A 15,728-nucleotide genomic window follows, 5' to 3' on the forward strand; every position below is an offset into this window, starting at 1 on the left:
AGGTTAACGGTTGATTACGCGCGCAGGATTCATTCGATAAGCACCACAACCTTAAGGAGAATTCTGCTCTCCTGACTCAACTCAAGGCTGGACAAAGGGACTCGCCCGGATTCAACTGACAGTGATTCGCGGGGATGCGGCACGTCTCCCGATCTTACTGACGGTACAGGTTTCCGAAGGGGGAGCGGGCATGTCGCGTGCCAACGCGGAGTGCGCATCTGTGCGCGCCGATACGATTCTGGGCGTCGCAAGGTCTCTGACGCACCCGCTCTATCAGCGGTTCGAGAGCTTCGAGCCCGCGTTCCGCACGGCGATCCCGGTCCTGGTCGGCTTCTTCATCGTGATCCTGTGCGCTGGCGCCTTCGTCCAGAATTCGGCGATGCGCGACGATGCGGTGATCGAGGCGACCGGCGAGCTGGAGATTCTCTCGGCGCTGATCGCACGCGACCTCGACGCCGCCGCACGAGCTGGGCAGGCTCCCGGCAGCGCGCTGGCTCCGCTGGCGGCCCGGCACCTCGCCTCGCATGGCCGCCTGGTCTATGTCAGCGATGCGGACGGCCATATCGTCGCCAGCGAGCCCTCCATCGGCCAGACGCCGCGCACGCTCGTCGACTTCCTGGGCCAGACGCAGCCCCTCACCGTCTTCGGCGACCGTGCCGGAGTGATGCGCATCACCCTGCCCGGCGGCCCCGAAGCGCTCGCCACCGTCCGCAACCTCTCCGCCCCCCTGGGGCAGGTCGCGGTGCTGCAACCGGTTTCGCGGGCCCTCTCGGTCTGGCGCGAACGCAGCACGAGCCTTGGCATCCTGTTCGGCGCGGCCGGCCTCGTCCTCGCCACCACCACGCTGGCCTTCATGCTGCAATCGAAGCGCGCCAGCGCCGCCGACGAAGATTGCGACTGCGTCCGCGAGCGGATCGACACCGCTCTCAACCGCGGCCATTGCGGCCTGTGGGACTGGGACCTCGCCCGCGGGCGCATCTACTGGTCGGATTCGATGTATGCGCTGCTCGGCCATGACCGCGCCGGCGAATACATGTCCTTCGGCGAGGTGATGGGCTTCATCCACCACGAGGACGTCGATCTCTATGCCATCGCCGACGCGATCAGCCGTGGCGAGGCCAATTATCTCGACCAGGAATTCCGCGTCCGCGCCGCCAGTGGCGAATGGCTCTGGCTCAAGGCGCGTGCCGAGCTCGTCATCGACCGGCGCACCGGCTCGCGCCATCTCGTCGGCATCGTCGTCGATATCTCCGAGCAGCGCCGCATGGCCGAGCGCACCGCCACGGCCGATGCCCGCCTGCGCGACGCGGTCGAGGCGATCTCGGAAGCCTTCGTGCTGTGGGACGCCGAGAACCGCCTGATCCTCTGCAACGCCAAATACCAGCAGCTCCATCAGCTCCCGGCCGAACTGCTCGTGCCCGGCATCAGCCACAGCGAGATCATGGCCGCCAGCGTGCAGCCCCAGATCGACCGCGAGCCGGCCCGCTCGCAGCGAGGCTCCGCCTCCTACGAGGCGCGCCTCTCCGACGGACGCTGGCTGCAGATCAACGGGCGCCGCACCAAGGACGGCGGCTCGGTCTCGGTCGGCACCGACATCACCAAGCTGAAGCAGCAGGAGGAGCGGCTGACGCAGTCCGAGCACCAGCTCCTGATGCACGTCACCGACCTCAAGGCCTCGCGCCAGAAGCTCGAGGTTCAGGCCCAGCAGCTCGCGGACCTCGCCGAGCGCTATCTGGAGCAGAAGGCGGCCGCCGAGAGCGCCAACCGCGCCAAGTCCGAATTCCTCGCCAATATGAGCCATGAGCTGCGCACGCCGCTCAACGCGATCATCGGCTTCTCCGAGATCATGGAGAACGGCCTGTTCGGCCCTCTCGGCGAGAAATACACCGATTACGTCCGCGACATCCGCTCCAGCGGCGGTTACCTGCTCGGCATCATCGACGACGTGCTCGACATGTCCCGCCTCGAATCCGGCAAGCTGCGGCTGGAGCGCAGCGAGATCTCGCTGGGTCCCGTGCTCGACGAAGCGGTCGGCAAGGTGCGCGGCGAGATCGAGCGAAAGGGGCTCTCCTTCTCCGTCGAGGGCCCCACCGACACCCATATCGAGGCCGACCCGCACGCCCTCTACCAGATCCTCGGCAACCTCCTGGACAACGCAGCCAAGTTCACGCCGGAAGGCGGGCGGATCGCGGTGCGCACCCGGCTCGTCCCCGGGGCCATCAACATCTTCGTCGAGGATACCGGCATCGGCATCCCCAAGGAGAAGCTGGAGCGCGTCGGACGCCCGTTCGAGCAGGTCGAGGGCGATCTGGTCCGCAGCTACAAGGGCTCGGGCCTCGGGCTGGCGATCGCCCGCTCACTCACCGAATTGCATGGCGGTTCGCTGAGGCTGCGCTCGGCGATCGGCGCCGGAACCATCGTGATGATCCACCTGCCGCTCGATGGCGGCGCGGGGCGGATCACGGCGCAGGCGGCCTGAGCAGCAGCACTCACCCCTTCCGCGCCGCTGCCAGCACGCGCGTGAAGATCGCCCGCACGGCATGGCGCGTGTCGTCGAGCTCAGCCCTCAGCACTTTCGCGTCGGGCCGGCCAACCGCCGTGGCAATGCGCTTCAGGACGCGGGGCGGCACCACCTTCGGGTCGAACGCCTCCTCGACGGTAAAGCGCTGCCAGAGCTGGACGTCGCCGATCAGCCGATGCGCCTCGCCGAGCACCGAGGCGTCCGCCTGCGACAGCAGCCCAGCCTCGCGCGCCGCCGCGAAGACGGCGCCGGTTCCATTGACGAGCAGGGACAGGTGATCGGCGGCATAGGCCAGGACGAGGAACTGCGCGAGAAAGTCGAGGTCGGTCAGCCCGCCTGCGGCGAGCTTCAGGTCCCAGCCGTCCTTCTCCCCCTTCTCGCTGGCGATCAGCGCACGCATCTCCATCACGGCAGCTGCGACCTTGGAGGGCTCACGGCGCCGGCTCAGAATACTGCGGATGGCCTGCTCGGCGCGGCGCGACAGAGCTTCGTCGCCTGCGACGACGCGGGCGCGTGTCAGCGCCATCTCTTCCCAGATTTCGGCCTCGCCGTCGTGATAGGCTGTGAAACCGGCGAACTGGGTCGCGGCCGGGCTCTTGTTGCCCGAGGGGCGCAGCCGCATGTCGACCTGATAGAGCGTGCCGCGGCGCGTCGGCACGGTCAGGGCCGCGACGAAACGTTGGGTTAGGCGGACATGCCAGGTGACGGCGTCGAGGCTCTTGGCGCCATCGCTTGCCCCGGCATCCTCCGGGCGGTCGTAGAGCAGGACGAGATCGAGATCGGACGAGGGGGTCAGCGCGCCCGCCCCGAGCCGGCCGAGGCCCAGCACGGCCGTCTCGGAACCGGCGATGACGCCATGATCGGCGGCGAAGGCCGCGCGGGTATCGGCGAATGCGACGCGCAGGCAGGCTTCGGCCACAGCGGAGTAGGCCTCGCCGGCCGCCTGCGCATCATAGACGCCGGATAGCAGGCGGGCCCCGACCAAGAAGTTCTCCTGCCGCGCCGCGTCCCGCAGGCGGTCCAGCCCTTCCTCGACGCCGGGCGGCGGGGCGCCGACATAGGTGCGGATCCGGCGTTCGAGCATGCCGGTGTCGAGGACCGCTTGCCCGAAGGCCGGATCGATCACGCCGTCCAGTACATGCGGATGCAGAGCAGCGACCTTGGCCAGGCGCGGCGCGCTGCCGAGAATCTCGGCGAAGAGCGTCAGCAGGGAATCATGCGAGCGCAGAAGCGTCAGCAGCTCGACCGCGGCCGGCATCCGCACGAAGGCGTTGTCGAGATGGGCGAGCGCGCCGTCCGGATCGGCCGTGCGGCCGAGTGCGACCAGCAGGGCCGGTGTCAGCTCGGTCAGCACCTCGCGGGCGCGGGCGCTGGTGACGGCGGGGCGCCGGCCGAAATGCCAGCCGCGCACCGTCTCCGCCGCCGTCATCGCCTCGCGGAAGCCGAGCTTGCCCAGCGTCTCCAGCGTCTCGGGGTCGGGCTCGGAACCGGTGAAGCTCAGCGTGCCGGCATCCGAAGCGAGGCTCGGCCCCTCCTCGAAGAGCAGCGCGTAATGACCTTCGATGCGCCTCGCATGCGCGGTGAGGACCTTGCCGAAGGCGGCCGCCGACGGATAGCCGCAGAAGCGGGCGAAGGCGTCGAGGTCGGCCGCGACCTTGGGCAGGGTCTGCGTCTGCTCGTCGTCGCGCATCTGCAGGCGGTGCTCGACGGTGCGCAGCCAGCGATAGGATTCCGACAGCTCGTCGCGCGCCTGCGGGGTGATCCAGCCCTCGTTGGTCAGCTCCTTCAGCATGTCGAGCGTCCGTGGCCCGCGCAGTGCGGGGCGCCGCCCGCCGAAGACCAGCTGCTGCGTCTGGACGAAGAATTCGATCTCGCGGATGCCGCCGCGCCCGAGCTTCACATTGTGGCCGGCCACGGCAATGCTCTCGTGACCCTTCACCGTCTGGATCTGGCGCTTCATCGCGTGGATATCGGCGATGGTCGCGAAGTCGAAATATTTGCGCCAGATGAAGGGGGCGAGGTCCCTGATGAAGCGCTCGCCGAGGGCGACATCGCCGGCGATCGGGCGCGCCTTGATCATCGCCGCGCGTTCCCAGTTCTGGCCGACCGTCTCGTAATAGGAATAGGCACTCGGCAGCGAGACGGCGACATGGGTCGATGCCGGGTCCGGCCGGAGGCGCAGGTCGACGCGGAAGACATAGCCGTCCGGCGTGCGCTCCTGGATGATGCGGGCAATCTGCTGGGTGAGCTTGACGAAGAAGCTCGACGGCTCAGCCACGCCGGCCGCTTCCGCCGCTTCGGGATCGAAGAAGACGACGATGTCGATATCGGAGGAATAGTTCAGCTCGCCGGCGCCGTGCTTGCCGAGCGCGAGAACGACGAGGCCGGAGCCGGCGCCAGGTTCGGCGAGGTCAGCGAGCCTAATGCGGCCGAGCTCGGCGGCCTGGCGCAGGACATGGTTCGTCGCGAGGCTGACGGCCCTGTCGGCCGTAGCGGTCAGCGCAGCCGTCACGGTTTCCACGTCCCAGACGCCGCCGATGTCGGCGAGCGCGATCAGCAGCGCCATCGCGCGGCGGAAGCGGCGCAGCTCGCGCATCAGGTCGGCAGTCTCGCAGCCACCGGCCGCGAAAGTGTCGATGCCGGCAAGCAGAGCGTCGCGCCGCGCCTCGGGCGCCTGCGTCAAGCACGCCAGCAATCCCTCCGGATCGAAACGCATGATCTGCGTCAGGAAAGGCGAATGGGCGAGGGCGCCTGCCAGAAGCGCCGCACTCGCCGGATGAGAGGCGACATGCTCCTGCAGCGCCGCAGCGGCAGCCTCGTCGCGCAGGCGCTCGATCAGCTCTCGCGCGATCAGCGGCCCGGCCTTGGCGCGCGCCGGAAGCACCGGCGCCGCTGTCAGGCTGTCGCATAGCGGCCCGGTCATCGCTTCCTCCTCAGGTGGAGGGCAAGCGAGCAGGCTTCGGCACTTCTGTCGAGGCGGCGGGCGGAGGAAGGGCGGGTGTTTCCACAGGGTCCGGCGCGGCCTGCAGCTTCCAGTTGCCGGATGGCCGGGTCGCGGCGGCCGGAAACGTGATGACGACACGCAGCCCCGGCGCATTGTCTTCCAGCCGCAACTGCCCGCCATGGAGGCGAACCACCCCAGCGACCGTCGAAAGGCCGAGGCCGAAGCCCGGCTTGGTCCGGCTCGCCTCCAGCCGCACGAACCGCTCAAGCACGCGTCCGCGGTCGGATTCGGGAATGCCCGGCCCGCGATCGGCGACCGCCAAAGCGACGGCATCGCCGTCCCGCCAGGCCGACACCGTCACCGTGCTCGCTCCGCCGGCATCGGACCGGCCATATTTCAAGGCGTTGTCGATCAGGTTGGCCAGCGCCTGTCCGATGAGCTCGCGGTTCCCCACGACGCGCAGCCCGGGCGCGACATCCCCGACCAGCGTCAGGCCGGCCTCCTCGGCCAGCGGCTCGTAGAGCTCCGCCATCCCGGAAACGATCTCCGACAGGTCGACCTCCGTCGCGTTCTCGCTGATCCGGCCGGCCTCCAGCCGCGCGATCGTCAGCAGCGCGTTGAACACGCGGATCAGGTTGTCCGCCTCCTCGATCGCCCCGTCGAGAGCGGCGCGCAGCTCGTCCGGCGAAGAAGCGCTGCGCAGCGCCTCCTCCGCCCTGTTGCGCAGGCGGGTCAGCGGGGTCTTGAGGTCATGGGCGATGTTGTCCGTAACCTGCTGCATGCCGGCCATCAGCTCGCCGATCCGGTCGAGCATGGCGTTGAGGTTGAGCGCGAGCCGGTCCAGCTCGTCGCCCGTGCCGGTGATGGAAAGGCGCCCCTTGAGATCGCCCTCCATGATGCCCTGGGCCGTCTCGCTCATGCCGTCGATGCGGCTGAGCACGCGGCGGGCGACAAACCAGCTCGCGAAGCAGCCGAGCGTGAAGACCAGCGCCAGCGACCAGCCGATCGCTCGCCAGATGACCGCCCCCAATCGCTCGCGCTCCTCCAGATCGCGCCCGACGAGCAATCTGAAACCTGCCGGCAACACGAAGACGCGGACCAGCGCGTGGCTCGGGGCGCCGATCGCCTCCTTGGAGCGCGCGTATTCGATTTCGCTCTCGCCGGTCTTGTCGAGCGTGCCTGGCGGAATGGCCTCGACATTGCCGGCGATGCGCTCGCCAACCGGGGTCGTGACCAGATAAAGCGAGGCACCGGGCCCGCGCGAGCGCTGCTCGACGATGTTGACGAGGCGGCGGATACCGCCGAGTCGCTGCTGCTCGGCCAGGCCCTGGATCTCGGCGTCGATGGTCGAGCGGATCTGGTCGGTGATGAGGCGCTGCGCGTTCCAGGCGACATAGCCGAGCACGAAGGCCGCAAAGAGCGCGAAGATCAACAGATAGGCAGCCGTCAGCTTGAACGCCGTGGTGCGCACCAGCGTCGGCAGGAACTTCGGGCGCTTGCGCGCTGGGGCGTCAGCGAGCGCTGTCACGGACCATGTATCCGGCGCCGCGCACGGTGTGGATCATCGCGTGCTCGAAGCCCTTGTCGACCTTCGAACGCAGGCGGCTGACATGCACGTCGATGACGTTCGTCTGGGGGTCGAAATGATAGTCCCAGACGTTCTCCAGCAACATGGTGCGGGTCACGACCTGCCCGGCATGCTTCATCAGATATTCAAGCAGGCGGAACTCGCGCGGCTGCAGCAGGATGTCCTTCCCCTCGCGGGTGACGCGATGGGCCAGCCGGTCGAGCACGAGCTCGCCGACGCGATAGGTCGTGGGCTCAGAGGCTGGCGCCCCGCGGCGGCGCGCCAGCACCTCGACACGGGCGAGCAGCTCAGAGAAGGCGTAGGGCTTGGGCAGGTAATCGTCCCCACCGGCGCGCAGGCCCTTCACGCGGTCGTCGACCTGGGCGAGCGCCGAGAGGATCAGAGCCGGCGTCTCATCCTTCTGCTCGCGCAGGGAGCGGATCAGCGAAAGCCCGTCGAGACGCGGCAACATCCGGTCGACGACCAGGACATCGTAACCGCCGCCCTCAGCCATCGCATAGCCCTCCAGCCCGTCCACGGCGTGGTCGGCGATATGGCCGACCTCGCGGAAGGCCTTCGTGAGATAGGCCGCAGCCTCGGCGTCATCTTCGACGATCAGGAGTCGCATGGGGGAAGCCTAAACCAGGACAGGCAAAAACGGCAGGCCGGAGGATACACATCCAGCCTGCCGCCGCGACGGCGAAATCCCTCGGCTGGGGCGACAGGAAACCGAGGGGGTGCGCCGCTTCACGATCGGGCCGGTCGATGGGGGCACTTCGCCCGGCCCGATATCGTTCCATCAGGCGGCCGGCTGGCGGCCGACGTCGAAGCTCACGTCGCGGGTGCGGCCTTCGCGCAGGACCGTCAGCGACACCTTGGAGCCGGGCACGACATTCGCGATGCGGCGCGAGACGTCGCGGGCGTCCTTCACCTGCTCGCCGTTGATCGCGACGATGGTGTCGCCGCGGCGGATGCCGGCCTTGGCAGCCGGACCACCGGACTGAGCTTCGGCGACAAGCGCGCCGCGCGGGCTGTCCAGGCCGATAGCGGCCGCCATGTCGTCAGTGACAGGCTGGATCTGCACGCCGATGAAGCCGCGCGCGACCTTGCCGCCGTTCTTGAGCTGATCGACGACCTGCTTGACCGTGGAGGCCGGGATCGCGAAGGCGATGCCGACATTGCCCCCCGAAGGAGAGTAGATCGCGGTGTTGACGCCGACGACCTCGCCATTGCCGTTGAAGGTCGGCCCGCCGGAGTTGCCCTTGTTGATCGGCGCATCGATCTGCAGGAAGTCGTCATAGGGGCCAGAACCGATGTCACGGCCCTGTGCCGAGACGATGCCGGCGGTGACGGTGCCGCCGAGCCCGAACGGGTTGCCGATCGCCAGCACCCAGTCACCGATGCGGGGCTTGCCTTCCGCCAGCTTCACATAGGGGAAATCGCCGCCGTCCTTGACCTTGAGCAGCGCGAGATCAGAGCGCGGATCGGTGCCGATGACCTTGGCCTCCAGCGTCTTGCCGGAGTCGGTGACGAGCTGGACCTCGACCGCATGCTCGACGACATGATTGTTGGTGACGACATAGCCGTCCTGGCTGATGAAGAAGCCTGAGCCCTGCGCCATCGCCATCTGCGGCTTCGGCTTGGCCTGACGGCCACCACCATCTTCACCGCCGAAATCCCGGAAGAACCGGCGCAGCTGCGGGGGCAGATCGTCGAGGCTCTGCCCGTTTTCGGACGCTGCAGCGACCTCGGCCTTGACGCGCACGGAGACCACCGCCGGCTTCACCTTGTCGACCAGGTTGGCGAAGGAGGGAAGCTGCGACTGCGTGCCCGAGAGCTCGATCGGCTGGGCGAAGGCACGGTCGTTCTGCATGAAGGCGCTGTCGGCAATGCCGGCCGCCAGGCCGATGCCAAGGATGGCGGTGCCGGCCAGGAGTGCGCCGCGCCGCAGAAGGGTCTTCCGGTTGGTGTCTTGTGTCGTCATGGCTCAGAACCTCGTTCAGCGACAGGGTTCTTCCCTGTTCGTGAGGAGGACCATGACCCCCGGAGCCTTACCCGGCTTTGGCCTGAAGGTGACGGTTTCGTAAGGTAGCCCGGCCGCGCTCAGGGCCGCTCTTCGCCGAGCACGGCCTCCAGGCGCCGTCGTTCCTCTTCCGTCAATGCGGCTGCCGTGGTTGGCCCAGGCAGCCTGCGGCCACGGCGCCAGACGAAGAGCGCGCCGGCGGCCAGGATGAGGAAGGGCGCGCCCCACAGGATCGCCGTGTGGGCATTGAAGGGCGGCTTCAGGAGGACGAAATCACCATAACGCTGCACCACGAAATCGGTCACCGCCCGGTCGCTGTCGCCGGCCACGAGCCGCTCCCGCACGAGGACGCGCAGGTCGCGCGCCAGCGGCGCATTCGAATCGTCGATCGACTGGTTCTGGCAGACGAGGCAACGCAACCCGCTGGATATCGCGCGGGCCCGCTGCTCCAGCGCGGGGTCCTTCAGCACCTCATCCGGCTGCACCGCATTCGCGGGCGCCGACATGGCCAGAATGAGCGAAAGAATGGCGAGGATCCGGCGCATCGGCCTACTCCGCCGGCGCAGGCGCGGCCATGGCGGCGGCGCGGCGCGGCGCGGCGAGGCGGAAGCGGCGGTCCGTCAAGGAGAGAGCACCGCCGAAGGCCATGACGAGAGAGCCGATCCAGATCAGCAGGATCATCGGCTTGTCATAGAGGCGGACGGCCAGCCCGTCGCCCTGCGCCTCGCCGAGGCTGACATAGGCCTGGCTCAGCCATTGCGTGCGAATGCCGGCCTCGGTCGTGGGCATGGCGCGGGCGGTGTAGACGCGTTTCGACGCTTCGAGCGGGGCGAGTTCTCGGCCGTCCGCGAAGAGCTGGAAGCGGGCGACATCGGCGCGGAAATTCGGGCCGTTCCGCAGGCTGACCGATTCGAGCACGATGGTGTAGCGCCCCGCGGTGAGCTTCTCGCCGGGCTTCAGCGTGCCGATGGCCTCGCTGCTCCAGGCGGAGGCTGCGATGCCGATGATGCTGAGGCCGACGCCGGCATGGGCGAAGGCGGTCCCCCAGGCCGAACGCGGCAGGCCCTTGGCACGGGAGAACATCGCAGGCCAGCCACTGGCCCGCGCGGCGATCCGTTCGCCGAGGTCAAAGCCTGCGCCCAGCACCAGAAAGAGGCCGAGCCCGACGGCAAGCGGCGCCAGAACCGGTCCGCCACGCGTGAACGCGATCAGCGCCAGCGCCGCCAGCAGCGCAAGTCCGAAGGCAGCCGCATTGCGCTGGGCGGCACCCAGCAGATCGCCGCGCTTCCACGCCAGGGACTGGCCGATCGGCAGGATCAGGAGGAGCGGCACCATGATCGGGACGAAGGTCGCGTCGAAGAAGGGGGCGCCGACCGAGATCTTGTCCCCGGTCACCATCTCCAGCGCCAGGGGGTAGAGCGTGCCGATGAAGACCGTCGCGCAGGCTGTTGCCAGGAAGACGTTGTTGACGACGAGCGCGCTTTCCCGGGAGACCGGCGCAAACAGTCCCCCTTGCCGGAGGAGAGGTGCACGCCAGGCGAACAAGGCGAGCGAGCCGCCGACGAAGGCCATCAGGATGAGCAGGATGAACAGCCCGCGCGCCGGGTCGCTGGCGAAGGAGTGCACCGAGGTCAGCACGCCAGAGCGGACGATGAAGGTGCCGAGCAGCGAGAGCGAGAAGGTCAGGATCGCCAGCAGAATCGTCCAGACCTTGAGAGCGTCCCTCTTCTCCATGACGACGATCGAGTGCAGCAGCGCCGTGCCCGCCAGCCAGGGCATGAAGGAGGCGTTCTCGACCGGGTCCCAGAACCACCAGCCACCCCAGCCGAGCTCGTAATAGGCCCAATAGGAGCCCATCGCGATGCCGAGCGTCAGGAATATCCAGGCCAGCAGCGTCCAGGGCCGGACAGCTCGCGCCCACATGGCATCGATGCGCCCGTCGATCAGCGCAGCGACCGCGAAGGCATAGGTCATCGAGAAGCCGACATAGCCGATATAGAGCAGCGGCGGATGGATCGCGAGACCGAGGTCCTGCAGGATGGGGTTGAGGTCCTGCCCCTCCGCCGGAGCAGGCGACAGGCGCTGGAACGGGTTCGAGGTCAGCAGTGTGAAGGCGAGGAAGGCGGTTGCGACCAGCCCCTGCGTGGCCAGCGCACCGGCACGCAGGCGCGGCGGCAAGGAGTTGCGCGAAAGGGCGACCAGGGCGCCGAACAACGTCAGGATCAGCACCCAGAGCAGCAGCGAGCCCTCATGGTTGCCCCAGACGGAGGTCAGTTTGTAGATCAGCGGCTGGGCCGAATGCGAGTTGGCATAGACGTTCGCGACCGAGAAGTCGGACCGGGCATAGGAGGCGACCAATGCCGCAAAGGACAGCGCCACCAGCGCGAAACTGACCAGCGCCGCGCTCGCACCGACGGAGGCCAGCGCGCGATCGTGCCGCGACAGGCCCCAGAGCGGCACCAGCGCCTGGATGATGGAGACGCCGAGCGCGAGCGCCAGTGCGTAGTGGCCGATCTCGACGATCATCGCTGGCTCACGGCTTGGCCGCCGCAGGAGCCGCGCCGGCCTCGCCCTGCCAGTGGCCCTGCTTCTTCAATGTGTCGGCGACTTCGCGCGGCATGTATTTCTCGTCATGCTTGGCCAGCACCGAATCCGCCTTGAAGCGTCCGCCGCCCTGGAAAATGCCCTCGGTGACGACGCCCTGCCCTTCCCTGAACAGGTCCGGCAGCAGGCCGCTGTAGCTGACCTGCACGACGCTCTTGCCATCGGTGATGGCGAAGGCGACCTGCTGGCCCGGGCCGCGCTTGACGGAGCCCTCTTCCACCAGCCCGCCGAGCCGCAGCCTTGCGCCCGGCTGGACGCCCTTCTCGGCGATCTCCGTCGGCCCATAGAAGAAGACGATGGTATCGCGCATGGCAAAGAGCACGAGGCCGAGCGCGAGCGCCAGCACCGCACCGGCCGCTGCGATCAGCATGAGCCGACGCTGCTTGCGAGTCATGCGCCGCCTGACCGGGGCCCGGCCTGCCGGCTCAGCGATCGTCATGGGCTTGCCTCCTTCAAGGCCAGTTCATCGGTCAGCGCGTCGAGCGCCGCAAGGGCCGATGCATCCTGACCGAGGCGCTCGCGTGCCTTGAGGGCTGCCGCACGGGCTTCCTCCTTCTGGCCGAGGACCGTTCTGGCGCGGATCAGCCGTGTCCACTCCTCCAGCGACCCGCCACCGGCCTCCAGGCGGCTCGCCAGCCCCTCGACCATGCCGCGGATCGCCGCGTCGCGCTGCCCGGCCGGCAGCGAAGCGATGGCATCGCGCGCAGGCGCGCCTTCGAGGCTGTCGATCTTGGCCCGCACCATACCCGCCCAATCCGCGCCCGGCGGAGCACTGGCGAGCAGCTGCCTCAGCGCGGCGATGGCGCCGCTGCGATCGCCGTCCTGCTCCTTGGCCACGGCGAGGTAAAAGGCGGAGCGGGCGTTGCCAGGGTCCTGTTTCAAGGCTTCGGAAAAGGCTTCGCGCGCCGAAGCCGTGACCACGCCCGACGCCGCGAGGGTGCGTGCCTCGCCAAGGCCGGCCCAGATCTCGGCCTCCGGCCTGCCATGGCGGGCGGCGGCGGCATAGGCCCGCTCCGCATCGTCGTAGCGCCCCTGCCGCAGGTAGATTGGCGCGATGAGCGACCAGCCCCTGGCGTCGCCCGGATTGGCTGCGAGATGGGCCTCCATCCGTGCGAAGACGACCGCGAAATCCTGGCGGGGCCCTGCCTCGGCGACCCGCGCTGCGAGCGGCTGATCCGGTGCGGTCGGGGACCCGTAGACGCCGTAGACCAGCAGCGCCATCAGCGGCACGACGGAGAGCATCAGCGCCGAACTCGCACGGCGGCGGCGCAGCGAGGGCTCTGTTTCCCCGGCGGGTGCGGCCTGCCCTGCGGTCGCCCGCAACAGGCGCCGGGCCGCCTCGGCCCGCGCCGCCTCGGCCTCGGCCGACCCGATCAGCGCCCGTGCCAGATCACGATCGATCTCGGCAACTTGCGAACGGTACAGGCTCGCGGCGTCCGCCTTGTCGGCGAACGCCGCCTTTCCGCCGTGGCTCAACGGCCAGAGCAGAGCGAAGATCGCCCCTCCGGTCATGGCCGCAAAGATCGCCCAGATCATCATGCCGCGTTCTTAGCGAATTGCAGGAGCGGGTTCATGGCGACATACGGTCACGCGGTGTATCCCTTAGACCGAAGGCAGGATCAGCCGCGCCCTCAGGCCGCCGAGCGGCGAGCGGTGCAGCGTCACCTCGCCGCCATAGAGCTTGGCGAGATCGACCACGATGGACAGGCCGAGGCCGGAGCCGGGGGTTGTCTCGTCCAGCCGCCGGCCGCGCTTCAGAACCTCGGCCATCGCTTCGCCCGGCAGGCCAGGCCCATCGTCGTCGATCAGGATCGCCATCGGCTCGGCAGGCTCGCCCGTCCCCTCTTCCAGGGACACCCTGACCTTGGCCGTGGCCCATTTGAAGGCATTGTCGAGGAGATTGCCCAGCATCTCCTCGAAATCCTGCTTCTCGCCCCGAAATCGCAGCGTCTCCGGCACGCTGTGAAACCCGTCGATGCCCTTGTCCTGGGTGATCTTCATGAAGGTGCGCAGCAGGGCCTCGAGCGAAGGCACTACCTCCGTCGTCCCGCCCAGCGCACCCGATAACGCGGCGGCGCGGGCGCGGTCGAGATAATACTGCACCTGATCGCGCATCACGGCTGCCTGCGTGCCGACGGTTCGGGCGAGATGACTTGCGGGCTTCTGCGCCTCGGCCTCGTTCAGCATCACGCTGAGCGGCGTCTTCAACGCATGGGCGAGATTGCCGACCTGCGTGCGTGCCCGTTCCAGGATCTCGTGATTGGCGTCGATCAACTGGTTGAGCTCGCCGGCGAGCGGAGCCAGGTCAGGCGGATATTCGCCAGCGATACGCGGCGCATCCCCCGTCCTCACCGCGCCGACTGCGGCTCTCAGCCGCACGAGCGGCCGCAGCCCGAAGCGCACCTGCATCAGCGTCGAAGAGACGAGGATCAGTCCGAGCAAGACAAAGGTCATCGTCAAGGCGAGGCGGAAATCCTGGATATCGCCCTCGATCTCGTCTGCCGGTGCCGCGACCGCGACGGTGAAGCGGCCATCCTCCCCGACATCGATCTCGCGCTCCAGAACCCGCAACATCCGGTCGTCGGGCCCCGAAACGTAGCTTTCGCGCAGGCCACGACTGTTGGGAGCGATGCGCTGGTCGAGCAGCTTGGGGAGCTGCCCGCCCACCAGCGAGCGCGAGGCGCGCAGATTGGGCTTGTCGCCATCCAGGCGGATGATCTGCCAGTACCAGCCCGAGAGGGGCAGGTCGAAGCGCGGTTCACCGAGATCGCCGATGGCCTGGCGCTCCGTTTCCGGCGGCGCCGCCAGATCGGCAACCAGTTCCTTGATGTAGACGGAGAGCCGTTCGTCAAAACCGCGCTCGGCCGAGCGCCGGTAGAAGGTCGTGAGCCCCAATCCGGCAAGAACGAGGATCAGGATGCAGCTCAGCGCCGCCGAGAGGAACAGCCGCGTGCCGAGGGAATAGCGGCGCTTCCTGAGCGGCATGAGCCACGCTTAACCCTTGTCGGGGGCGGCAGCGATATAGCCAAGGCCGCGGACGGTCTCGATGACGTCGACACCCAGTTTCTTGCGCAGGCGGCCGACAAAGACCTCGATCGTGTTGGAATCACGGTCGAAATCCTGGTCGTAGAGATGCTCAACAAGCTCGGTGCGCGACACCACCCGGCCCTGATGATGCATCAGATAGGACAGCAACCGGTATTCGTGCGAAGTGAGCTTCACCGGGTTGCCATCGACGACGACGCGGCTGGCACGGGTATCGAGCCGTACAGGCCCGCAGACCAGCTCCGAGGTCGCGTGGCCAGCCGCGCGGCGCAGCAGGGCGCGGACGCGCGCCAGCAGTTCCTCGACATGGAACGGCTTGACGACATAGTCGTCGGCGCCGGCATCGAACCCGCCGACCTTGTCGCTCCAACGGTCCCGCGCGGTCAGGATCAGCACAGGCATCGTCTTGTCGGCCCGACGCCAGGCCTGAAGCACCGCAACACCGTCCACCTTCGGCAGGCCGAGATCGAGAATGACGGCGTCATAGGGCTCTGTCTCGCCGAGATAGAGCCCCTCCTCCCCGTCGAATGCCTTGTCGACAGCGTAGCCCGCATTTTCGAGCGCCGTGACGATCTGGCGATTCAAGTCCTTGTCGTCCTCGACGACGAGCAGTCTCACGGTCTTCGCACTCCCGTTCACAAGAATCGGTCCGCCTTCAGCGAACGGTGGCGACCTTGCCCGATTGTCCTTCGAGCGTCACCCGCGCGACTCGGCCGTCGCGCTTCATCGTGGTGACGAGATAGACGTACTCCTCGCCCTGGCGACAGAGCCGAATGCGCAGCACCTCGCCCGGCGCGGCGTGGCGCGCCTTGCGGGAGGCTTCGGCCGGCTGAATCACCTTGCCCTCAGCCACGGCATCACGGGTATCTTCCGAGGAAAGGCAGGACACCGGGGCCGGATCGTCGACGCGCAGAACCGGAGCCGGCTGCGATGCCAGCAACGCAAAGGCAAGGAGAGGTTCGACCGGCATCATCGAGTTCGGGTTAGCCCTGCGCGCGTGAACGCGTCATGAATGTTCCTCAGG

At 68.1% G+C, this 15,728-nt stretch carries 12 protein-coding genes; 1 reads left to right on the forward strand and 11 read right to left on the reverse strand.

What is annotated here, in order from left to right; genetic code table 11:
• The first annotated feature begins 190 nt into the window (after positions 1–190).
• The gene (locus BW981_RS02740; RefSeq protein ID WP_076435979.1) at positions 191–2,479 is read left to right on the forward strand and encodes a PAS domain-containing sensor histidine kinase; all 2,289 of its coding nucleotides are present in this window, start codon (positions 191–193) and stop codon (positions 2,477–2,479) included.
• 10 nt (positions 2,480–2,489) lie between these two features.
• On the opposite strand, the gene BW981_RS02745 is transcribed toward BW981_RS02740, so the two are convergent.
• From BW981_RS02745 to BW981_RS23225, 11 genes are all read right to left on the reverse strand, one after another.
• Positions 2,490–5,444 (reverse strand): bifunctional [glutamine synthetase] adenylyltransferase/[glutamine synthetase]-adenylyl-L-tyrosine phosphorylase, encoded by a 2,955-nt coding sequence (locus tag BW981_RS02745; RefSeq protein ID WP_076435981.1) that lies wholly within the window; start codon positions 5,442–5,444, stop codon positions 2,490–2,492.
• A gap of 10 nt (positions 5,445–5,454) precedes the next feature.
• On the reverse strand, positions 5,455–6,993 hold the full coding sequence (locus BW981_RS02750) for a sensor histidine kinase (RefSeq protein ID WP_076435983.1): 1,539 nt from the start codon (positions 6,991–6,993) through the stop codon (positions 5,455–5,457).
• Entirely contained in the window at positions 6,977–7,660 is a 684-nt protein-coding gene (locus BW981_RS02755; RefSeq protein WP_076435985.1) for a response regulator transcription factor, read from the reverse strand. The genes BW981_RS02750 and BW981_RS02755 overlap by 17 nt, the downstream gene beginning before the upstream one ends.
• Positions 7,661–7,831: 171 nt before the next feature.
• Positions 7,832–9,016 carry a trypsin-like peptidase domain-containing protein gene (locus tag BW981_RS02760; RefSeq protein ID WP_076435986.1) on the reverse strand — a complete coding sequence of 395 codons (1,185 nt, stop codon included), beginning with the start codon at positions 9,014–9,016 and terminating at the stop codon, positions 7,832–7,834.
• A gap of 119 nt (positions 9,017–9,135) precedes the next feature.
• Positions 9,136–9,600 carry a cytochrome c-type biogenesis protein gene (locus tag BW981_RS02765; protein ID WP_076435988.1) on the reverse strand — a complete coding sequence of 155 codons (465 nt, stop codon included), beginning with the start codon at positions 9,598–9,600 and terminating at the stop codon, positions 9,136–9,138.
• 4 nt (positions 9,601–9,604) lie between these two features.
• On the reverse strand, positions 9,605–11,581 hold the full coding sequence (locus tag BW981_RS02770) for a heme lyase CcmF/NrfE family subunit (RefSeq protein WP_076435990.1): 1,977 nt from the start codon (positions 11,579–11,581) through the stop codon (positions 9,605–9,607).
• Positions 11,582–11,588: 7 nt separating this feature from the next.
• Positions 11,589–12,053 (reverse strand): cytochrome c maturation protein CcmE, encoded by a 465-nt coding sequence (gene ccmE / locus BW981_RS02775; RefSeq protein WP_076436759.1) that lies wholly within the window; start codon positions 12,051–12,053, stop codon positions 11,589–11,591.
• Positions 12,054–12,094: 41 nt separating this feature from the next.
• A complete protein-coding gene (gene ccmI / locus BW981_RS02780) occupies positions 12,095–13,198 on the reverse strand; it encodes a c-type cytochrome biogenesis protein CcmI (RefSeq protein ID WP_076435992.1) in 1,104 nt (367 codons plus the stop codon).
• 63 nt (positions 13,199–13,261) lie between these two features.
• Positions 13,262–14,644, reverse strand: a complete 1,383-nt coding sequence (locus BW981_RS02785) for a sensor histidine kinase (RefSeq protein ID WP_076435994.1) — start codon at positions 14,642–14,644, stop codon at positions 13,262–13,264.
• Between the two features lie 9 nt (positions 14,645–14,653).
• Positions 14,654–15,322: a response regulator transcription factor gene (locus BW981_RS02790; RefSeq protein WP_076435995.1), complete on the reverse strand. Its 669-nt coding sequence runs from the start codon at positions 15,320–15,322 to the stop codon at positions 14,654–14,656.
• A gap of 37 nt (positions 15,323–15,359) precedes the next feature.
• Positions 15,360–15,674: a PepSY domain-containing protein gene (locus tag BW981_RS23225; protein WP_210188639.1), complete on the reverse strand. Its 315-nt coding sequence runs from the start codon at positions 15,672–15,674 to the stop codon at positions 15,360–15,362.
• Positions 15,675–15,728: the final 54 nt, after the last annotated feature.

The organism is Allobosea sp. TND4EK4 (genome assembly GCF_900156025.1).
In the GTDB taxonomy this organism is placed as follows: Bacteria; Pseudomonadota; Alphaproteobacteria; order Rhizobiales; family Beijerinckiaceae; genus Allobosea.